The sequence below is a fragment of the Halomonas sp. McH1-25 genome, assembly GCF_022348165.1.
Classification (GTDB): Bacteria; Pseudomonadota; Gammaproteobacteria; order Pseudomonadales; family Halomonadaceae; genus Modicisalibacter.
Genome location: NZ_JAKRFI010000001.1, coordinates 732,154 through 753,564 on the forward strand (window position 1 = coordinate 732,154; position 21,411 = coordinate 753,564).

20 protein-coding genes are annotated in these 21,411 nt (G+C 60.0%); 9 read left to right on the forward strand and 11 right to left on the reverse strand.

The features are described 5' to 3' along the window. Positions 1-137 precede the first annotated feature (137 nt). A complete protein-coding gene (locus MHM84_RS03850; RefSeq protein ID WP_239262617.1) occupies positions 138-743 on the reverse strand; it encodes an exopolysaccharide biosynthesis protein in 606 nt (201 codons plus the stop codon). Between the two features lie 542 nt (positions 744-1,285). On the opposite strand from MHM84_RS03850, the gene nadB reads away from it, so the two are divergent. Continuing rightward, positions 1,286-2,848: an L-aspartate oxidase gene (nadB, locus tag MHM84_RS03855; protein ID WP_239262619.1), complete on the forward strand. Its 1,563-nt coding sequence runs from the start codon at positions 1,286-1,288 to the stop codon at positions 2,846-2,848. Here the strand turns inward: nadB and MHM84_RS03860 are convergent. Both MHM84_RS03860 and MHM84_RS03865 read right to left on the reverse strand, forming a co-directional pair. Continuing rightward, a complete protein-coding gene (locus MHM84_RS03860) occupies positions 2,837-3,172 on the reverse strand; it encodes a hypothetical protein (RefSeq protein WP_239262621.1) in 336 nt (111 codons plus the stop codon). The two genes, nadB and MHM84_RS03860, sit on opposite strands and share 12 nt — an antisense overlap. Positions 3,173-3,191: 19 nt before the next feature. After that, the gene (locus MHM84_RS03865; RefSeq protein ID WP_239262623.1) at positions 3,192-3,470 is read right to left on the reverse strand and encodes a succinate dehydrogenase assembly factor 2; all 279 of its coding nucleotides are present in this window, start codon (positions 3,468-3,470) and stop codon (positions 3,192-3,194) included. Positions 3,471-3,673: 203 nt separating this feature from the next. Between MHM84_RS03865 and MHM84_RS03870 the strand changes: the two genes are divergently transcribed. Genes MHM84_RS03870 through lapB form a run of 3 tightly spaced genes read left to right on the forward strand, consistent with a single transcriptional unit; the run spans position 3,674 to position 5,502 of the window. Then, positions 3,674-3,970 (forward strand): integration host factor subunit beta, encoded by a 297-nt coding sequence (locus MHM84_RS03870; protein ID WP_239262625.1) that lies wholly within the window; start codon positions 3,674-3,676, stop codon positions 3,968-3,970. 38 nt (positions 3,971-4,008) lie between these two features. After that, positions 4,009-4,314 (forward strand): LapA family protein, encoded by a 306-nt coding sequence (locus tag MHM84_RS03875; RefSeq protein WP_239262627.1) that lies wholly within the window; start codon positions 4,009-4,011, stop codon positions 4,312-4,314. Continuing rightward, complete coding sequence (gene lapB / locus MHM84_RS03880) at positions 4,315-5,502, forward strand: lipopolysaccharide assembly protein LapB (RefSeq protein ID WP_239262630.1); 1,188 nt, start codon at positions 4,315-4,317, stop codon at positions 5,500-5,502. On the opposite strand, the gene pyrF is transcribed toward lapB, so the two are convergent. Then, positions 5,480-6,196 carry an orotidine-5'-phosphate decarboxylase gene (gene pyrF / locus MHM84_RS03885; RefSeq protein ID WP_239262635.1) on the reverse strand — a complete coding sequence of 239 codons (717 nt, stop codon included), beginning with the start codon at positions 6,194-6,196 and terminating at the stop codon, positions 5,480-5,482. The genes lapB and pyrF overlap by 23 nt on opposite strands. 205 nt (positions 6,197-6,401) lie before the next feature. Between pyrF and MHM84_RS03890 the strand changes: the two genes are divergently transcribed. Continuing rightward, positions 6,402-6,671, forward strand: a complete 270-nt coding sequence (locus MHM84_RS03890) for a ComEA family DNA-binding protein (RefSeq protein ID WP_239262656.1) — start codon at positions 6,402-6,404, stop codon at positions 6,669-6,671. A gap of 74 nt (positions 6,672-6,745) precedes the next feature. Here the strand turns inward: MHM84_RS03890 and MHM84_RS03895 are convergent, their stop codons facing one another. Then, positions 6,746-7,507, reverse strand: a complete 762-nt coding sequence (locus tag MHM84_RS03895) for an SDR family oxidoreductase (protein ID WP_239262659.1) — start codon at positions 7,505-7,507, stop codon at positions 6,746-6,748. Positions 7,508-7,669: 162 nt separating this feature from the next. Between MHM84_RS03895 and MHM84_RS03900 the strand changes: the two genes are divergently transcribed. The 4 genes from MHM84_RS03900 to MHM84_RS03915 all read left to right on the forward strand — a co-directional run bounded on the left by MHM84_RS03900 (position 7,670) and on the right by MHM84_RS03915 (position 11,293). Continuing rightward, positions 7,670-8,182: an FxsA family protein gene (locus MHM84_RS03900; protein ID WP_239262661.1), complete on the forward strand. Its 513-nt coding sequence runs from the start codon at positions 7,670-7,672 to the stop codon at positions 8,180-8,182. 187 nt (positions 8,183-8,369) lie between these two features. Beyond that, positions 8,370-8,663: a co-chaperone GroES gene (locus MHM84_RS03905; RefSeq protein WP_019018228.1), complete on the forward strand. Its 294-nt coding sequence runs from the start codon at positions 8,370-8,372 to the stop codon at positions 8,661-8,663. A gap of 68 nt (positions 8,664-8,731) precedes the next feature. Further along, entirely contained in the window at positions 8,732-10,366 is a 1,635-nt protein-coding gene (gene groL / locus MHM84_RS03910; RefSeq protein ID WP_239262663.1) for a chaperonin GroEL, read from the forward strand. 168 nt (positions 10,367-10,534) lie between these two features. Next, entirely contained in the window at positions 10,535-11,293 is a 759-nt protein-coding gene (locus MHM84_RS03915; protein WP_239262665.1) for an RNA methyltransferase, read from the forward strand. A gap of 124 nt (positions 11,294-11,417) precedes the next feature. Here the strand turns inward: MHM84_RS03915 and rpsA are convergent, their stop codons facing one another. The 6 genes from rpsA to gyrA all read right to left on the reverse strand — a co-directional run bounded on the left by rpsA (position 11,418) and on the right by gyrA (position 21,263). Continuing rightward, positions 11,418-13,100, reverse strand: a complete 1,683-nt coding sequence (gene rpsA, locus MHM84_RS03920) for a 30S ribosomal protein S1 (protein ID WP_239262667.1) — start codon at positions 13,098-13,100, stop codon at positions 11,418-11,420. Between the two features lie 185 nt (positions 13,101-13,285). Then, positions 13,286-13,981 carry a (d)CMP kinase gene (gene cmk / locus MHM84_RS03925; RefSeq protein ID WP_239262669.1) on the reverse strand — a complete coding sequence of 232 codons (696 nt, stop codon included), beginning with the start codon at positions 13,979-13,981 and terminating at the stop codon, positions 13,286-13,288. Next, on the reverse strand, positions 13,978-16,230 hold the full coding sequence (locus MHM84_RS03930; RefSeq protein WP_239262671.1) for a bifunctional prephenate dehydrogenase/3-phosphoshikimate 1-carboxyvinyltransferase: 2,253 nt from the start codon (positions 16,228-16,230) through the stop codon (positions 13,978-13,980). Before MHM84_RS03930 ends, cmk begins: the two co-directional genes overlap by 4 nt. A gap of 1 nt (position 16,231) precedes the next feature. After that, on the reverse strand, positions 16,232-17,323 hold the full coding sequence (gene pheA, locus MHM84_RS03935; protein WP_239262673.1) for a prephenate dehydratase: 1,092 nt from the start codon (positions 17,321-17,323) through the stop codon (positions 16,232-16,234). 36 nt (positions 17,324-17,359) lie between these two features. After that, a complete protein-coding gene (serC, locus tag MHM84_RS03940; protein ID WP_239262676.1) occupies positions 17,360-18,442 on the reverse strand; it encodes a 3-phosphoserine/phosphohydroxythreonine transaminase in 1,083 nt (360 codons plus the stop codon). A 67-nt stretch (positions 18,443-18,509) separates the two neighbouring features. Then, positions 18,510-21,263 carry a DNA gyrase subunit A gene (gyrA, locus tag MHM84_RS03945; protein ID WP_239262678.1) on the reverse strand — a complete coding sequence of 918 codons (2,754 nt, stop codon included), beginning with the start codon at positions 21,261-21,263 and terminating at the stop codon, positions 18,510-18,512. Between the last annotated feature and the right edge of the window lie 148 nt (positions 21,264-21,411).

The window sequence follows — 21,411 nt, forward strand, 5'->3', positions numbered from 1 at the left end:
ATCATACTTTCGGCTAATTTTGTTTGGCAGGGAAACAGACGCACGGCCGACATCCTTCGTGCAATCCCTCCTTGTCGGCAGTGTTAGGCTTCGTTTGTAGAAAGATGACGAGGTGGCGAGGCCTTAGCGAAGAGATTTCACATGAACTGATAGATGATCGCCCCGAGACCAATCAGATAGACAGCGACGGTCAGAACCACTAGCAAGCCATCACGTGCAATCAGTCCCAACCCGATGGCGGCAAGGGCGGCACCCGACAAACTGTTAGCAAACGGCACCAGTTCCAGCACCGGCATGCTTAGGGCTATGAGAATACAAATTACAGCCACGATCCATGCCGCCGCCCCATGAGTCAGCATCGTCAGACGGTGCTTGAGCAACTTATCGATCCAGCGTGCGCCAGGACGAAGAAAGCGCAGCGCCTTGAGGAACCGCTTGCGGGGTAACGAGCGCTTCAACAGCCAGCGAGGTAGCCAGAAGTGTTTTCTGCCTACCAGCAGCTGCCCGGCGATCAACAACACTAGCAGGCCACATAACGAGGGCAGGCCGACAATGCCGCTGAGCGGAGAAAAGGTGAGCAAGCCAGGCACCAGCAACATCGCCCCGAAGGAGCGGACTCCGACGGCATTGATCATCGTTTCCACACTAACCGAGTCGGCGTCGACTTCCTTGCCCGCCTCTTCGAGATAGTCCAGCAGCCCCTCGAGGTCTTCGGGTGCCTGTTGTGATTCTTGATTCGTCATCTGACAATCCATTGCCGTTCGCCATTCTGCTCAGAGTAACATGCCCTGGCCGGTACGGAGACGCCCCATGTCACGCCTCATGTTTGCATCCGCCAGACATGACGGCTAAGGTAGAAAACGTGCAGTATGCAGCGGCCAGGAAGGCCGCCAGTAAATGGAATTGCGCGTTCAGGATGAACGGACCCGAGGAAAGGGAGGCATTAACTAACGGCAGGAAGCTAGCCAGTATTGCCAAGGATCCCCTCACCGCTATGCACACTCGCTTTAAGCATCGACCGGCGTCCTCCTTGGCGCTGGTTTTTTTTGGCTGACATTCCCCCGGTCTACCCACTGGCAACTAGTCGCCTTGGCATTTTCTGGGCCCTGTAGCAGAATAATGCTGCAATTACATGCCGGTCTTGCCGGCAGTTCGTCGGCCAGGCTTGCCGCGTATCCAATCAGCCGCTTCCGATACGGCCAGCCACCTGCCCTTCAGCCGGTTTTATTGCATGGGCCTGCCCTCGATAGACAACTCAACGAAATTACCGGGACCGGCAAGCATAATGCGTAGCGAGCATGACCTACTCATCATCGGCGGCGGCGTCGCCGGCCTGACCCTGGCTCTTGAGGCAGCCAATTACCGTGACGTGACGCTACTCAGCCCGGTCTCGACCGGCTTGGGCGCCAGTCGCTGGGCTCAGGGCGGTATCGCCGCAGTCCTTGATCCCCGGGATACGATCGAGGCCCATATCCAGGATACATTGATTGCCGGCGACGGTTTGTGCAACGCGAGCGCGGTGCGGTTTAGCGTGGAGCATGGCCACGCGGCGATCGATTGGTTGATATCGCTAGGCGTGCCGTTTAGTCAGGATGCTTCGCCGGATGCGCGTTTTCCTTACCACCTGACTCGCGAGGGCGGCCACGGTGCACGGCGCATCATTCATGCTGCCGATGCGACCGGACAGGCGCTGATCGACACGCTGACAGCACGGGCCCGTCAAGCTTCCGGCATTCGCATCATCCACGACTTGCACGCGGTCCAACTGCTCAGGGATGGCCATGGCCGCTGCTGCGGTGCTTTTTGCCTGGATGAGCATGGCCAGGCATTCGCAATGACTGCGCACGACACCGTACTCGCCACCGGGGGTGCCAGCGGCTTATATTTGCACACCACCAGCCCTGCGCCGGCATGTGGAGAAGGCATGGCCATGGCCGCCGAACTCGGCGCCACGCTGATGAATCTGGAATTCCAGCAATTCCACCCCACCTGCCTTTACGATCCTGCTGGGACGCCATTTTTGATTAGCGAAGCGGTCCGCGGCGAGGGAGGCCTGCTGCGGACTGTCGATGGGCGACGCTTCATGCCCGATTACGATGCACGAGCCGAACTGGCGCCACGGGACATCGTAGCCCGCGCTATCCATGGCGAAATGCTACGAAGTGGAACGGAACATGTTCTGCTGGATGTGACTCATTTGGACGCCCAAGCGATTCGTGAGCACTTCCCGACCATTCACGCTCATTGCCTGAGCCGTGGTCTGGACATTGTGCGCCAACCGATTCCAGTGGTCCCTGCGGCACATTATAGCTGCGGCGGTATCGCCACCGATGCCAGCGGTGCCACTGGCATCCCCCACCTTTATGCAATCGGCGAGGTTGCCTGTACCGGCCTGCATGGTGCCAACCGGATGGCCAGCAACTCCTTACTGGAATGCTTGGTCTATGCCCGCTCGGCGGCCCGTACGTTACGCCAAACCGGAAACGATACGCCTACCGCTCCCGTCAATGTGCCGAACCGCCCAGCGACCGCTTCATCTCATGAAGACCTCAGCCATGCAATGCAGAGCATACGCCGCATCATGAGCGATAAAGCAGGGATTGTGCGTAGCGACGCGGGTCTGGCCGCAGGACGTCAGGCCCTGCAGCAGCTATACCGTCAATGCGATTCTCTGGAGTTGGAGAATGCCGCCAGCCTTGGCCAGTTCCGGCTGCGCCATATGCTGAATCTTGCTGAAATGACCTTGAAGGTCGCAAGTGACCGGCGCGAATCGCGCGGCCTCCACTACAATCGCGACTGTCCAGACCATCGACTTGCACCTAGCCCCTCTCGCATTTCACGAGGCTGACCAGATCAATACCCGCCGCAGAGCCTGGCGCGCCTGGGCATTGGCGCTATCGGGCCATATCCAGTAGTGGTTTCCGGCCACGTTAAGGCCGATGAGCCAGGGCCCCAGATAAGTGTGGCGGAGAGAGACATTGCACCACGCGTCGGACTGCCCCTCACGGCGCTGCCAGCCACCTTCCTTTCCCGGCACCCAGCGTAACTGCCAGGCCCGCCGTTTCCGGCGCTCCCGTAACGATGCCGCCACGAACCCAAGAATCGCCATGACGACGAGCCATAGCGGTCCATAGACGGCAACAAGCAGGCACGTGATGACCGCGACCGCCAAGCTCGACCGTCGTTGCCAATCAGAGGGTACGATATTGATCGTTACCGGTTGATTCGGCATATTCAACGATCATCTTTACGATACGGCGCAGCATGTCGTCGCCGGGCCATTCGCGACGCATCAACCAGATGAACAAATCCTGATCTTCCTCTTCGATCAAGGCGCGATACGCCGCCTGATCGGCCTCGTCCAGGTCGGGATAGCGATGCTTCAAGAAAGGCAACAACAACAGGTCGAGCTCCCACATGCCACGCCGGGAATGCCAGTACAGGCGCTTGAGGGTGGTATCTTCGCTCACCAGGGGCCCCTTGTGTCTCGGATGAATGTGGCGAAAGTATACCCGAGCCTTTCGGGGTACGATATTGCCGCAACGGCACCACTCTCAGAGACCCGCTTTCGTTGCCTGGCTAGTGCGTTGTTTTCTCACGGTTTACGCAGTATGCTGGACAAAACAACAACACATGCCGCCTGCTGGGCAGGCCATGCCGCACGGAGATATCGATGACCAAGTCAGAGTTGATCGAACAGATCGCCATGCGACAGCCCGAGCTGTCCATCAAGGAAGTCGAGGCAGCGGTACGCATCATACTCGACGATATTACGGATGCCCTGGCCGATGGTGGGCGTGTCGAGATACGTGGCTTCGGCAGCTTTTCGCTGCACTACCGCGAACCGCGCCTGGGCCGCAATCCCAAAACCGGTGACCCGGTCGATCTCGATGGCAAATACGTGCCACACTTCAAGCCAGGCAAGGAACTGCGGGAACAGGTCAACTCCAGCCGTGCGCTGGGCTATTGACCCTCCCGGACGAGACCGAATTCAAAAAGGATATTGCTATGCGTTGGCTCAAAGGGCTGCTGCTGGCCGTCATTCTGCTGGTAGTCTTGCTGCTAGGCATTCTCTTCGCCGTTAACAATCAGCAAGCGCTTCCACTGAACCTGATCTGGGCCGAACTGCCTCCGGCCTCGCTATCGCTCTGGCTACTCATAGCCCTGGCCTGCGGCGTCGTATTGGGTATGCTGGCAATGACTGGCGTTTACCTGCGACTGCGCACGCTGCTGACCCGCGCCCAACGCCACAACCAACAGCAGCGCAAGGAACTCGACCGCCTCCGCATTCAGGAGTTCAAGGAAATTCCCTAAATGCCTGACCTGCTGCTGCTGGCCCTGCTGTTGGCGGCAATCGCTATTGGCTGGTGGCTTGGACGTCGCGAAGCGGTTAAGTCACGTCGCCAGTCGCAGCAGCAAGCCAGCCTGTCCCGCGACTATTTCGTGGGCCTCAATTATCTGCTCAACGAGCAGCCCGACCGTGCCATAGAGACCTTCGTCCAGGCACTCGAAGTCAATAGCGATACCATCGAAACCCATATCGCCTTGGGCAACCTGTTCCGTTCACGCGGAGAGGCTGACCGTGCCGTCAAGATTCACCAGAATCTACTGGCCAGGCCCTCACTGACCCACGCCCAGAGCGATCGGGTTCAATTGGAACTGGCTCGGGATTTTCTGCATTTGGGGCTACTCGACCGCTCCGAACGCCTTCTTCAGCAAGTGTTGCGGGAAACCGGCGACGATGCCATACGTCAGGCGGCCCGGCGCCTGCTGGTGGACTTGTTCGAACGTGAGCGCGAATGGCACCAGGCGTTGGACGTGGCCTTGCCGCAAATGGTGCGCCAGGATCCGGACGTTCGTCGGGCGGCGGCACATTGGCTCTGCGAACTGGCCCAGCGGGACATGCAGTCGGCCAGCCCCGCAATGGCACGCAAACGGTTGCGACAAGCGCTTTCCATTGACGATAGCTGTGTCAGGGCCAACTGGCTGTTGGCTCGACTCGAGCAGGAGACTGGCCACTACAAGTCGGAAGTCCGTTTTCTCAAGCGCATTCCCGAACAGGATCGCGACTTCACTCCGGTGATTCTCGAGCCGCTACGCGACGCTCTGCTGAAATTGGGAGGCGAACGCGACCTGGAACACTATCTGCGCCAGTCGATTGCGACCACGCCACACATCAGCGCCGTCATCATGCTGGCCCAACTCCTCGAACGCCGTGAGGGGATCGAGGCCGCGACTCGGCTGGTCAGCGAGCAGCTGGCCAGCACCCCGAGCCTGCGCGGTATCGACTATCTGATGGATCTGTCGTTACTGGATGCCACGGCCACGCCACAACGCGAACGCATCGTCCTGCTCAAGCAACACACCGCCAAACTGCTCGAAATCCGCCCACGTTTTCGCTGTCAGCGCTGTGGCTTCTCGGGTGGCCAGTTGCACTGGCAATGCCCCAGCTGCCGTCACTGGGGCACGACCAAGCCAATCACTGGCCTTGAGGGGGAATAGCCAGTTCCTGCTCGATGGCCGACAATGCCGACATGGGATCGTCCGCCTGGGTGACCGGACGCCCAACGACCAGATGCGTACTGCCCGCAGTCATCGCCGCGGCCGGCGTCATGACTCTGCGTTGATCTCCGGCCTCGGATGACGCCGGGCGGATGCCGGGCGTCACCTTGAGAAAAGCATCGCCGCAAATCTCGCGCAAGCGGGCGGACTCTCGTGCCGAACACACCACGCCATCCATGCCGCTCGCGAGTGCCAGCGATGCCAGCCGCTCCACCTGCGCCATCGGCTCGATATCCTGCCCGAGCTCGGCCAAATCGCTTCGTTCCATGCTGGTCAGCACCGTCACGGCGATCAGGCGCGTATCGAGGTTGTGTCGCTCCAGGCGTTCACGCGCAGCCGTCATCATGCGGCGCCCCCCCGAGGCATGCACATTGACCATCCACACGCCCTGCTCTGCCGCTGCCTGGACGGCACTGGCTACGGTATTGGGTATGTCATGAAACTTGAGGTCCAGAAAAACCTCGAACCCCCGCCCATGAAGCGCTTCGAGAATGTCGGGCCCACTGCGTGTAAAGAGTTCCTTGCCGACCTTGACACGACAACGGCGCGGATCGAGGCGATCCGCCATGCATAGGGCAGCATCCAGCGACGCGTAGTCCAGCGCGATGATCAGAGGGGAAGTTGGGGAAGACATGGCGACTCCGGAACGATATTCGCCGCCAGTATACCAGCGTCATCCATCACCCGGCATGAGCCAGACTGCAGTTGCAAGCGATAACGTCGTCACGTCGAGTCAATGGCTTACGCCATTCACCGACAAATTCGCTATTTCACAATCATGCCTGCGGATTAGGGTAGGACCGGCAACAACCTTGCCATCAGAAGAAGAAGGATGCGATATGAAAAGCTTGCTCAAGGCAATCGTCTTCAGCCTGCTGCTAGGCAGCGCCTCGCTGGCCATGGCTCAGGACGCCACGTCTACCGTTAACATCAACACCGCCGATGCCGAAACCTTGGCACAACTGCCCGGTATCGGTGCCGCCAAGGCACAGGCCATCGTAGAAGACCGCACCGCCAATGGCCCCTTCGCCAGTGTCGACGAACTCGATCGCGTTAGCGGTGTTGGCGCTGCCACTGTCGATGGTCTGCGTGCACAGGCCGGGACCTAAGGGTCACCCGGCATTGGACAGGCAGGCACATGTATCTCCCCAGCCGATGCACGGTGCCTGCCACTCCATCCCATCTAGATCCGCAGTGCGCCATCACACTCGATGACCCGACCGCTGAAATAGGCGTTTTCAAAAATATAACGCACACTATCGGCGATATCTTCGGGCTGGCCTAACCGCCCCAGCGGAATGCCCTTGGTGATCTTCTCGAGGATTTCGGGTCGCATCGATGCCGTCATTTCCGTCTCGATGAACCCGGGAGCCACCGCACCGACGCGAATGCCGTAGCGTGCCAGTTCCTTGGCCCAGGTCACGGTCAGGGCAGCTACGCCGGCCTTCGTGGCGGCATAGTTACTCTGGCCCATGTTTCCCGCCCGGGAAACACTGGATATGTTGACGATCACGCCCTCATGGCCCGCTTCGATCATGTGGCCGGCCGCCTCACGCCCGCACAGGAACACCCCAGTCAGATTGACGTCAATGACCTGCTGCCACTGTTCTAGGGACATTCGGCTTTCGACACGCCCCTCCTTGGCCTTGACCAACAACCCGTCGCGGGTAACCCCAGCATTGTTGACCAGGCCGCATAGAACGCCCATGCGAGTGCGTATCTCTGCAAAGGTCTCGGCCACCGACGTTTCATCGGCGACATTGGCGATAAAGGCCTGCGCTTCGATGCCGGCATCCTTTAGGGTGTTGACCGCGACATCCAGTGCATCTCCCTGCATGTCGATCAGCGCGATGCGTGCGCCCCGCTCGCCGAGCGTCTTGGCCATGGCCAGCCCCAGGCCACGCGCCCCACCGGTGATGGCGATCACTGCTCCTTCTAGCTGCATGGTTAACCTCCGGATCCTTGCATTCATTGTGCACTGCAACATGCTGAACATAGCATGCCACGACCGCCATCGCTATTGGCCTTAGGCGGAAGAACCCCGACTGGACTTGCAATCCATCGATCCGCCACCATTTTCAGATAAGTCACGTGATCCGGAGCAACTATGCCGATTCTCTTTGCCTTTACCCTGTTTGCCCTGCTGGATTTCGTCATTCTGTTTTCAGTTGGCGCCCAGATTGGCCTGCTAATGACCTTGCTGCTCATTTTGGGCACCGGCTTCCTGGGCCTGCACCTGGTGCGCCGCGAGGGGCTGGCCACGTTCCAGCGAGCTCAGCAACGCCTCGCTCAAGGTGAAATCCCCTCCAGTGAGCTTATGACCGGCGCAGCGCTGATATTTGGTGGCGCCCTGCTCATGGCCCCCGGATTTCTCTCCGATGCCCTGGGTTTCATGTGCCTGTTACCCACGTCACGCCGATTCCTGGGCAAGCTATTGTCACGTCTACCTTTTCGTGTCCAAAGCTTCACGGCGACAAGCTATACGCGAGGCAGCGAGGGGTGGTCGCAACAGACCCGCCGGGATAACGATACGCTAGACCAGACGCGCCACGATGAAAGTCAAGATCAGGGCACGCCCCTGGAAGGCGACTTCATCTCCAAGGACGAGCCGCGCTATTGAATTTTTTTTCATTAGCGCCCTTGAAAGGTATTCCCCCGACCCCACTAAGGGGATCAGTAACGGATTCGATCAGATGGCCTGGCCGTTTGATCAATAACAGCGGGTAGCTTCGGCTTCCCACCCCTTGAGCTTTGCTCGACAGGGATCATGCATTTCGAGTCATGCAACTATCAGGAGAACGTGAGCAATGAACATCCGTCCCTTGCACGATCGCGTCGTCGTCCGTCGCGTTGAAGAAGAACAGAAAACCGCTGGCGGAATCGTGCTCCCGGGCAACGCCCAGGAAAAGCCGACTCGTGGCGAAATCCTCGCCGTCGGTAACGGCCGGATTCTCGATAACGGTGAAGTACGTCCGCTGGACGTCAAGGTCGGCGATACCGTCATCTTCAAGGAAGGCTTCGGCGTCGAAAAGCAGAAAATCGATGGCGAAGAAGTTCTGATCATGAGCGAATCAGACATTCTCGCCGTGGTTGAAGGCTAATCGCGGGTTCAGACCCGGTCCTTTATTCCATTTATCGTTTATCGCACTGACTTCAGGAAGCAAAGAAAATGGCAGCGAAACAGATCAAGTTCTCAGATGACGCTCGCAAGCGCATGGCACGTGGTGTCAACGTCCTCGCCGACGCTGTAAAAGCCACCTTGGGCCCGAAAGGCCGCAACGTCGTTCTCGAGAAGTCCTACGGCGCCCCGACCGTCACCAAGGACGGCGTTTCCGTCGCCAAGGAAATCGAGCTCAAGGACAAGTTCGAGAACATGGGTGCGCAAATGGTCAAGGAAGTCGCTTCCAAGACCTCTGACGTAGCGGGTGACGGTACCACCACCGCAACCGTTCTGGCCCAGTCCATCGTCAACGAAGGCCTCAAGGGCGTGACTGCAGGCATGAACCCGATGGACCTGAAGCGTGGCATCGATCAGGCCATCATCGCCGCCGTCAAGGAGATCGAGCAGCTCTCCGTGCCTTGCACCGATTCCAAGGCCATCGCTCAGGTCGGCACCATCTCTGCCAACGGCGACGCCCGCATTGGCCAGATCATCGCCGAAGCGATGGAAAAGGTCGGCAAGGAAGGCGTTATCACCGTCGATGAAGGCCGTGGTTTCGAAGACGAGCTGGAAGTCGTCGAAGGCATGCAGTTCGACCGCGGTTACCTGTCACCCTACTTCGTGACCAACCAAGACACCATGGCCGTCGAACTGGAAGACGCCCTGCTGCTGTTGGTCGACAAGAAGATCTCCAACATTCGCGAATTGCTGCCGGTGCTGGAATCCGTCGCCAAGGCTGGCAAGCCGCTGGTGATCATCTCCGAAGACATCGAAGGCGAAGCGCTGGCGACTCTGGTCGTCAACAACATGCGCGGCATCGTCAAGGTTGCGGCTGCCAAGGCACCCGGCTTCGGTGACCGTCGCAAGGCCATGCTGCAGGATATCGCCATCCTGACCGGCGGTACCGTGATTTCCGAAGAAGTCGGTCTGACCCTCGAGCAGGCCAACCTGGACCATCTGGGTAGCGCCAAGCGCATCACCATGTCCAAGGAAAACACCACCATCATCGATGGTGCCGGTGCCGAAGGCGATATCGAAGCGCGCGTCAGCCAGATCCGCGCCCAGATCGAAGACACTTCTTCCGACTACGACCGCGAGAAGCTGCAGGAGCGTGTCGCCAAGCTGGCCGGCGGTGTTGCCGTCATCCGTGTGGGTGCCGCGACCGAAGTCGAGATGAAAGAGAAGAAGGCGCGCGTCGAAGACGCCCTGCACTCCACTCGTGCAGCCGTCGAAGAAGGCGTGGTGCCTGGTGGCGGCACCGCCCTGGTGCGCATCCTGTCCAAGATCCAGGATCTCAAGGGCGACAACGAAGACCAGACTCACGGTATCGCCATTGCGATCCGTGCCATGGAATCTCCGCTGCGTCAGATCGTCACCAACGCCGGCGAAGAAGCTTCCGTCATTCTCAACCGGGTCAAGGACGGCGAAGGTAACTTCGGCTATAACGCCCAGACCGGTGAGTATGGCGACCTGTTCGAAATGGGTGTTCTCGACCCGGCCAAGGTGACCCGTACTGCCCTGCAGTCTGCCGGTTCCGTGGCTGGCCTGATGATCACCACCGAAGCGATGATCGCTGAAGACCCGGACGAGAAAGAAGCCGCTCCGGACATGGGCGGCATGGGTGGCATGGGCGGCATGATGTAAGCCGACCCGGCCCCGCTAGCTTAGCTAGTACCGAGCCTCGCCAATTGAATTGGCGGGGCTTTTTCATGTTCGTCTATCGTGCGCTTCAGCATGTACGAAAGCCAACGGACTCCCGCAGCCGACGCACCTCACGTAAACTAAGCCTTCATTCCACTCACGACTTTTTCCATGCTCGATAACATCCGCATCGTCCTCGTTCAGACCTTTCACCCCGGCAATATCGGGGCCAGCGCCCGCGCCATGAAAACCATGGGCTTGAATCAACTGACACTGGTCAATCCGCGCTGCTTCCCTGACGAAGAGGCCAGTCGATTGGCCGCCGGCGCCGAAGATGTCATCGATAACGCTCGCGTGGTCGATACGCTGGAAGAAGCCGTAGCCGATTGCGTACAGGTCGTAGGTGCCAGTGCACGTCTGCGCAACATGCCTCTTCCTCACTACGATGAGCCCGACGTCATGGCTCGTGAAGTCGTGACACATGCCAGCGACGCTCCGGTAGCCATGGTCTTTGGACGCGAACGTTTCGGTCTGACCAACGATGAGATACGTTGCTGCACTCATCAAGTGAGCATCCCTGCCAATCCAGACTATGGCGTACTCAATCTCTCCCAGGCGGTCCAAGTCCTGGCACATGAAGTTTTTCGTGCCTGGCGTCGACGACCGGACAGCGGCTTCAACACAAACTCACCACGAAGTACGCCGCTACCCACTCAGCAACAGATGAGTCAATTTTACGACCATCTTCACCGCGTGATGGAGAGCAGCGGTTTTCTCACCCAGCCACATGCGCGAACGGAGGATCATCTGCATGCGCTATTTACACGGGCCCAGCCAACACGCAAGGAGCTTTCGATCCTGCGCGGCCTTCTGAATGCCATTGAACAGCAGACAGGCCCGACACATCGCGGCGAGGGAAACGATCAGTAATAGTATGCCCGGCCCAAATGCCAGCACTCAGCACATAAAAAACCGCGGCCTCCCAAAGGGAGGCCGCGGCTCAGGCGTCTATTGACCGATCTTCCCTCGGAGAAAGGACTCCGAGGGATGAAAATCAGTCCTGACCCATCTGCTGCTTGATCAGATCGCCGATAGTGGTCGGGCCACCGGCACCGGCCTCGCTTTCCTGATCGCGCAAGCGGTTCATGTTGCGACGCGTGTCGGCCTGATCCTTCGCCTTGATGGACAGGCTGATGGCGCGGTTCTTGCGATCCACACCGATGATACGCGCTTCAACGCTGTCGCCTTCGTTCAGCACGTTACGCGCATCTTCGACACGATCGGCGCTGATTTCGGAAGCCTTCAGCACGGCGATGACATCGGTCGCCAGCTCGACCTGGGCTTCCTTGGCGTCGACTTCGACCACACGGCCCGTGACGATAGCGCCCTTGTCGTTCACTGCCAGGAACTCGGAAACCGGATCGGTCTCGAGCTGCTTGATGCCCAGCGAGATACGCTCACGCTCGGGATCGATGGACAGGATGACGGCTTCGGCTTCGTCGCCCTTCTTGAACTGACGAACGGCTTCTTCGCCGGTCTCGGTCCAGGAAATGTCGGACAGATGAACCAGGCCGTCAATACCGCCTTCCAGGCCGATGAAGATACCGAAATCGGTGATCGACTTGATGGTACCGGAAACGCGATCGCCCTTGTTGTAGCGCGCGTTGAAGTCTTCCCACGGGTTAGTGGTGCACTGCTTGATACCCAGGGAGATACGACGACGTTCCTCGTCGATGTCCAGTACCATGACTTCCACGTCGTCACCGACCTGAACGACCTTGGACGGGTGGATGTTCTTGTTGGTCCAGTCCATTTCGGACACGTGGACCAGACCCTCGACACCCTCTTCCAGCTCGGCGAAGCAGCCGTAGTCGGTAAGGTTGGTGACGCGGGCGTTGACCTTGGTGCCTTCCGGGTAGCGATCCTTGATGTTGACCCACGGATCCTCGCCCAGCTGCTTCAGGCCCAGCGATACGCGATTGCGCTCGCGGTCGAACTTGAGCACCTTGACATTGATCTCATCGCCAACGGCAACGATCTCGGAGGGATGCTTGATGCGCTTCCAGGCCATGTCGGTGATGTGCAGCAGGCCATCGACGCCGCCCAGATCGACGAACGCACCGTAATCGGTAAGGTTCTTGACGATACCGGTGATCTGCTGACCTTCCTGCAGGGTCGCGAGCAGAGCTTCGCGCTCGGCGCTGTTCTCGGCTTCGAGAACGGCACGCCGGGAAACCACGACGTTGTTACGCTTGGGATCGAGCTTGATGACCTTGAAGTCGAGCTCTTTGTTTTCCAGGTGCGCAGTGTCGCGAACCGGACGCACATCGACCAGGGAACCCGGCAGGAAGGCGCGGATGGATGCCACGTCGACAGTGAAACCGCCCTTGACCTTGCCGTTGATCACGCCCTTGACGATCTCGTCCTTCTCGAAGGCTGCTTCCAGCTCTTTCCACGCTTCGGCACGCTTGGCCTTCTCGCGGGACAGACGGGTTTCGCCGAAACCGTCTTCGACGGCTTCCAGGGCAACCTTGACTTCATCGCCAACGCCAATGGTCAGTTCGCCATTGTCGTCCTTGAACTGAGCAGCGGGAATCTGCCCTTCGGACTTCAGGCCGGCGTTAACGGTAATCCAGTCACCATCGATGTCCACCACGGTCGCCATGACGATGGCACCGGGTTCCATGTTGATGTCCTGGAGAGACTGTTCAAACAATTCAGCAAAGCTTTCGCTCATGAGCATCCTACGTGATCAACGTTAATGGCGGTTGTCGCCTTCTCCGCACCACCAGCAAGTACGGGCCTACTGCACAAGTCCCCGGGGATGTTAGCGCTGGTTTGACCTGGCCCGGCTCTCAGTCAGTTGCCGAACCACGTCTTCACATCTTGCCGGGGGTCCCGGAAGCGTCTGTCTCACTGGACTCAGGCCGAAGGAATAAAGCCTTGATCAGCGAGAAGTCTCTGTATGTGATCCACCACATCCGGTATCGTCAGCTCGGTGGTGTCCAACTCTACGGCATCGTCTGCCGGTTTGAGCGGCGCCACGGCGCGCTGCATATCGCGCGCGTCCCGAGCTTGAATCTCTTTCAAAAGACTCGATAGACTAGCACTTTCGCCAGCCTCCTGCAACTGAAGGAAACGCCGGCGGGCACGCTCTTCAGCCGACGCGGTAAGGAATATTTTGAGCGGTGCATCGGGAAAGACCACGGTCCCCATGTCTCTCCCGTCGGCGACCAGCCCCGGAGCCTGGCGGAAGTCGCGTTGACGCGCCAATAGCGCCTGACGTACCGCGGGCAAGGCAGCGACCTGAGACGCTCTTTCCCCGGCGGCTTCGGTGCGGATGGCCGTGCCGACATCCTCGCCTTCGAGCATGATCCGGGTGGTGCCATCCTCGGCCAGGAACGTCACGTCCAGCGTTTCCGCCAAACGAGCCAACGCCGGCTCGTCATCGAGCATGACGCCGTGCTTGGCGGCGGCATGCGCGGTCAGACGATACAGGGCACCGGAATCAAGCAGATGCCATCCCAGACGCTCGGCAATGAGCCGGCTGATCGTTCCCTTGCCGGCACCGCCGGGCCCATCGATGGTCAGCACCGCCGCCTGATGCGGGGAGTTCATGCATCCACCTCCTCCAGAGTCAGTCCGACCCGGCGCGCCAGATCGACAAAGCCGGGGAATGACGTCGCCACATTGGCGCAGTCATCGACAACGATGTCGTCACTGGCGCGCAAGCCAGCAATGGTGAATGCCATGGCGATACGGTGATCGCCATGACTGTCGATATGCCCACCCCCATAGCTGGGCTTGTCGTCGCCGTTACCGACGATATCGATGCCGTCTTCGTAAAGGCTATTTTCGACCCCGAGAGTGGACAGACCATCGGCCATGGACTGCAACCGGTCGGACTCCTTCACGCGGAGTTCCTCGGCTCCCCGCAGGCGGGTCGTGCCACTGGCGTTGGCCGCGGCAATGAACAGCGCGGGGAATTCGTCGATGGCCAACGGTACCTGGTCGACCGGAACATCGATACCCCGGAGCGGCGCATAGCGCACCCGGATGTTGGCCACCGGCTCGCCACCCACTTCGTCCTCGTCGAACAGCTCGAGGTTGGCCCCCATGGCCTTGAGTATGTTGATGACCCCGATGCGCGTCGGGTTGATGCCAACATGCTCGAGCGTCAGATCGGCCCCAGGCGTGATCGCAGCGGCCACCAGGAAGAACGTCGCCGAAGAGATATCCGACGGCACATCGATGGGGGCTGCCGTAAGATGCCCACCGCCTTGCAGCCAGGCCACGTCGCCTTCGCGGGTGACCGGATAGCCAAAGCCGTTGAGCATGCGCTCGGTGTGATCGCGGGTCGGCGCCGGCTCGCGTACACGCGTCTCGCCCTCGGCATACATGCCCGCCAGCAGTAGACAGGACTTCACCTGGGCGCTGGCCATGGGCATATCGTAATCTATGCCCTTGAGCGTCTGTCCGCCCTTGATCTTCAACGGCGGTCGACCACCTTCGGCCGTTTCGATGATGGCGCCCATCAGACGCAGCGGATCGGCAACGCGCCCCATGGGGCGCTTGGTCAGCGAGACATCGCCGGTCAGCTCGGTATCGAATGCCTGACCGGCAAGCAGGCCGGCAAACAAGCGCATCGCGGTACCGGCATTGCCGACGTATAAAGGGCCGGCCGGTTTTTTCAGGCCATGCATGCCGACACCGTGAATCGTCACGCGCCCCTGATGCGGGCCCTCGATGACGACTCCCATTTCCCGGAAAGCCTGCAGCGTGGCCAGGCTATCCTCGCCTTCGAGAAAGCCCTGGACCTGGGTCACTCCTTCGGACAGGGCACCGAGCATGATCGACCGGTGCGAGATCGACTTGTCGCCCGGGACGCGAATCGTGCCAGTGACATTGCCGCCGGGGCTGACACGGTAGCGGACGTTGCGTTGTTCCATCGCCTGATATCTCGTCTGATTCAAAAGGGTATCGAAGTAATGCCGGGCATGGCTGGCCCGGTCGAAGATGCCCAGCATGGCATCGCCATCGCCTTTCATAACGGCCTGCCGAAGCCTCGCGACACCGACCTCGAAATCGTCCAGGGCATCCAACACGGCCTCGCGATTGGCCGTGAAGATGTCACGCCACATCACCGGATCGCTACCGGCAATGCGAGTGAAATCGCGAAACCCGCCCGCGGCGTAGCGGAAGATATCGAGCCGCTCGTCCTGGCGCGCCAGGGTGTCCACTAGCGAGAACGCCAGCAGATGGGGCAAATGGCTAGTCCGCGCCAGCACCTGGTCATGACGCGCCACGTCCATTTCCAACACCTCGGCGCCGCAGGCCTGCCACAGCAACCGGACCCGCGCCAATGCCGCCGGATCGGTATCGAACCGGGGAGTCAGAATCACCTTGTGGCGGCAGTACAGCGCAGGATTGGAAGCCGCCACCCCACTCTTCTCGGAGCCGGCGATAGGATGGCCAAGCACGAAACGCGACGGCAACCGGCCAAAGACTCGCTCGGCCGCCTGCTGAATCGCCAGTTTTGTGCTGCCGACATCGGTGATCACCTGATCGTCGAGTAACGGCGCCAGCTCGGCCATGACCGGCTCCATGGCCATCACCGGCACAGCCAACACGATCAGTGAGCTGCCCGGTACCAAGGTTGCCAGTTCGGTCCCGCCATCGTCGATGACACCCAAGGCAATGCCTTGCTCGATCTCGGCCGGATCGCGATCGCAGGCTACGATTTTTCCCGCATAGCCCGCCGCTTTCAGACCGGCAGCCAACGACCCACCGATCAATCCCAAGCCGACTACCAGTATGCACGATTCGCTTACCGCCACCGCGGCGGATACGCTGCGTCGATCAAGCATATTAAAGTACGCCCTGGGGATAAGACCCCAGCACCTTCACCTCGGCAGAACGCATACGGACCTCTTCGAGCATGGCAGCCACCTCCGGCTGATCGACGTGCCCTTTGAAGTCGATGAAGAATACGTAATTCCAAGCGCCGGTACGCGACGGGCGCGTCTCGAGACGCGTCATATCGATCTGATGACGATGGAACGGTTCGAGTAGGTCATGCAGGGCACCCGGCTGGTTGCGCATGGCAACCACCAGCGAGGTCTTGTCGTCGCCGGACATCGGCACGCTCTCATGGCCGATGATCAGGAATCGCGTGGAGTTGTCCGGGCGGTCCTCGATTTTCTCGGCGATCCTGTCGAGTCCATACAGCTTGGCAGCCATGTCGCCAGCGATCGCGGCACTGTGCCACTCGGTCTTGACCAGGCGCGCAGCCTCGGCATTGGACGATACCGGTACGCGTTCGGCGTGGGGATAATGCGCATCGAGCCACTTGCGGCATTGCGCGAACGACTGGGGATGAGAATAGATGCGCGAGATCTTGTCCTGTCGCGTGGTGGACGACACCAGCAGATGATGGTGGATGCGCAGCACCACTTCGCCGCAGATCTTCATGGACGAATCCATGAACGAATCCAGCGTATGGTTGACCACTCCTTCGGTCGAGTTTTCTACCGGGACCACGCCATAGTTGACAGCCCCCGCCTCGACCTCGCGGAACACCTCATCGATGGCTGCCATCGGCAAGCTCCTGGCGCTTTCACCGAAGTGCTTCAACGCAGCCTGCTGGGTAAACGTGCCCTCCGGCCCCAGATAGGACACCTTGACCGGTTGTTCGAGGGCCAGACAGGCGGACATGATTTCGCGAAACAGTCGCGCCATCTCTTCGGAGTCCAACGGCCCGGTATTCAGCGCCATGATACGCCGTAACACCTGAGCCTCCCGCTCGGGACGGTAGAACACCGCCTGAGGATCGTCGGCGGTCTTCACCTGGGCAACGGTCTGGGCGCACATGGCGCGCTCGCTGATCAGTCGCAGGATCTCGCTGTCGATGGCATCGATGCGATTGCGCAACTCGTCGAGATTGACCGGGGATTCGCTCATTGTTCAGTTCCTCTCACTCAGCACGTCCAGCCCACATCACCCGCGACGTTGCTCGAAATCCTGCATGAAACTCACGAGCGCATCCACTGACGCTTCCGGCACCGCATTGTAAAGACTGGCGCGCATACCGCCCACGCTACGATGCCCCTTGAGATTGAGCAGACCGGCCGCGTCGGCCTCATTCAGGAAAACGTCATTGAGCGAATCGTCGGCCAGCACGAAGGGCACGTTCATTCGCGAACGATTGATCGGCTCGATGGGATTGCTATAGAAATTGCTGGCGTCGATGGCGCCGTAAAGCTTGGCCGCCTTGCGTTCATTGATGGCGTTCATGGCCTCCAGGCCGCCAATGTCATCACGCAGCCACTCGAATACCAGGCCGGCAAGATACCAGGCATAGGTCGGCGGGGTGTTGTACATCGAGCCGTGTTCGGCCATGACCCGGTAGTTGAACATGGTCGGCGTGTCCTTACGTGCACGATCGAGCAGATCGTCGTTCACGATGACCAGTGTCAGTCCTGCCGGGCCGATGTTCTTCTGTGCACCGGCATAGATCACCCCGAAACGCGACACGTCCAACGGCGCAGACAGGATCGACGAAGACATATCGCAACACAGCGGCGCGAGACATTCGGGAACATAGTCGAAGGCCAGTCCACCGATCGTCTCGTTGTCGGTATAGTGCAGATACGCAGCATCGCTGGACAGGGCAATATCGCTTGGCCGCGGGACGGCAGTCAGCCCATTGGCCTCGCTGGACGCGGCGATATGTGCTCCCCCCAAATGCTTGGCTTCGGCAATCGCCTTCTTGCCCCAGATACCCGTATAAAGGTAATTGGGGGTTCCGCCATTACCCAGCAGGTTGTAAGGCAGCATGGCGAACTGGGTCGAGGCTCCCCCCTGCAGAAAAAGCACCCTGTAGTTATCGGGCACCTCGAGCAACGACCGCAGCGTGGCTTCCGCGCCTTCGGCGATGGCCGTGAACTCGGGACTACGATGGCTCATTTCCATGACGGAAAGTCCACGGCCCTGATAGTCGAGCATCTCGTCGCGAGCGCGCTCCAGGACCGGGGCGGGAAGTGCCGCTGGGCCGGCACAGAAATTATGGTGACGTGTCATCAGTGCTGACTCTCGCAAAGCCCTACGAAAACGACCGCCGGTAAGCGGCGGTCGCTGTGCATCGTTATTACTCGGAATCCGGCTCGCCTGACGATGCCTCAGCCGACGCATCGTCGATTGGCGTTTCCACGCCGTGATTGGTGACGTCCTTGGCTTCGGCCGGTACCGCATCCTCTTCCAGGGAAGCGCCCTCCGCCACGTCTTCGGCCGGCTCGTCGATACGCACCGTCTTGACCAGCGACTCGCTTTCGCCGAGGCGAATCAGCATGACGCCTTGCGTGTTGCGCGACGTCACCGACACCTCCTCGACCCGGGTGCGCACCAGGGTGCCGCGGTCGGTGATCAGCATCATCTCGTCCTTGCTGGCCACCTGCATGGCGGCCACCAATGCCCCGTTACGCTCGCTGGTCTGCATGGCGATGACCCCCTGCCCGCCACGACCGCGCAGCGGGAACTCCTCGAGCCGGGTCCGCTTGCCGTAACCGTTCTGGGATGCCGTCAGGATGTAGATCTGGTCGTCGTTACCGCTGCCCACGTTACTGACGTTGCCTTCGGCGTCCAACTGGTCGTCATCCGCCTCGCTGTCGATCAGCGTCGATTGCGGAATGATCAGGCTAATGACCTCGGCGCCTTCCTGCAGCCGCATGCCACGCACGCCGCGGGCGGTGCGTCCCATGGCGCGCACGTTGGTCTCCTCGAAACGAATCGCCTTGCCGTTGGAGGACAGCAGCATGACATGATCGTTGCCCGAGGTGATCGCCGCGCCGACCAGCCGGTCGCCCTCTTCGAGATCGATAGCGATCAGGCCGACACTGCGCGGACGCGAGAATTGGTCCAGCGAGGTGCGCTTGACCGTGCCGCTAGCGGTGGCGAAGAAGATGTAGCAGTCCTCGCTATATTCGCGGACCGGCATCATGGCGTTGATCGACTCGTCGCCATCCAGCGGCAGCAGGTTGACCAGCGGCTTGCCACGCGACCCCCGGCTGGCTGCTGGTATCTCGTAGACCTTCAGCCAGTAGACCTTGCCCTTGTTGGAGAACAACAGCACCGTATCGTGGGTCGAGGCCACCAGCAGGTGTTCGATAACGTCTTCGTCCTTCATGCTGGTCGCCGACTTGCCGCGACCGCCCCGACGCTGGGCCTGGTAATCGCTGATCGGCTGCGTCTTGGCATAGCCGCTGCGCGAAATGGTGACGACCATGTCCTCTTCATTGATCAGGTCCTCGATGGTCAGGTCGAGACGGCTGATCTGAATCTCTGTCTTGCGCTGATCGCCGTACTGGTCGCGAATCGCGATCAGCTCCTCGCGGATGACCTCCAGCAGTCGATCCGCGGAGGCCAGTATTTCGGTCAGCTCGGCGATCCGTTCGAGAATGCCCAGATACTCGTTGAGCAGCTTCTCGGTTTCCAGGCCCGTCAGGCGATGCAGGCGCAGCTCGAGGATGGCCTGGGCCTGGGCCGGTGACAGCCGGTACTCGCTGCGGTCCTCGGCAAGCCCATAGCCCTCCTCCAACCCCTCGGGCCGGCAGGATGTGGCGCCGGCGCGATCCAGCATGCCGGTGACCTGCCCGGGCTGCCAGGCACGTTCGAGCAACTTCTCCTTGGCTTCGGCGGCGCTCGGCGAGGCCTTGATCAGCTCGATCACCTCATCGATGTTGGAGATGGCAACCGCCAACCCTTCGAGGATATGGCCACGTTCACGCGCCTTCTTGAGCTCGTAAAGCGTACGCCGTGTCACCACCTCACGACGATGCCGGACGAAGGCCTCGAGGATTTCCTTGAGGTTGAGCGTCTTCGGCTGGCCGTTGTCGAGCGCCACCATGTTGATACCGAACACGGTCTGCAGTTGGGTCTGGGCGAACAGATTATTGACGACCACTTCACCGGATTCGCCGCGCTTGGTTTCGATCACCACGCGCAGCCCATCCTTGTCGGACTCGTCGCGCAGTTCGGCAATCCCCTCGATGCGCTTGTCCTTGACCAGCTCGGCAATCTTCTCGATCAGACGCGCCTTGTTGACCTGATAGGGCAGCTCGGTGATGACGATATGGTCGCGTCCGGTCTTCTCGTTGTATTCGATGGAGTGACGCGCACGCACATAGATGCGGCCCCGGCCCGTACGGTAGGCATCGAGAATGCCCGCCTTGCCGTTGATGATCCCAGAGGTGGGGAAATCAGGGCCCGGGATGTACTCCATCAAATCGTCGATGGTCAGCGTGTAGTCATCGATCAGCGCCAGACAGCCGTTGATGACCTCGACCATGTTATGCGGCGGGATGTTGGTCGCCATGCCGACGGCGATACCCGAGGCCCCGTTGACCAGCAGGTTGGGCACCTTGGTAGGCAGCACGTCGGGGATACGCTCGGTGCCGTCGTAGTTGTCGACCCAGTCGACGGTTTCCTTCTCGAGATCGGCCAACAGCTCATGCGACAACTTGGCCATGCGCACCTCGGTGTAACGCATTGCCGCGGCGCTGTCGCCGTCGATGGAACCGAAGTTGCCCTGGCCGTCTACCAGCACATAGCGCATCGAAAAGTTCTGCGCCATACGCACGATGGTGTCGTACACCGCGCTATCGCCGTGCGGGTGATATTTACCGATGACGTCACCAACCACACGTGCGGACTTCTTGTAGGGTTTGTTCCAGTCGTTGCCAAGCTCATGCATGGCGAACAGTACGCGGCGATGTACCGGCTTGAGGCCATCGCGCACATCGGGCAGCGCGCGGCCGATGATCACGCTCATCGCGTAATCGAGGTACGACTGTTTCAGCTCGTCCTCGATATTGACTGGAAGAATCTCTCTGGCGATATCACCCATGGGTCGTCGAATCCTTTGGCACTGCGACTGGTAAGCGGCTGGCATATGGCATGCAAGCATCATCCCATGCGTTGCCTGACGGCACGCAGACAGGATGGTCGATCCTCCGAATCGGAGAGATCGTAATCGGCGGATTATACCATTGTGC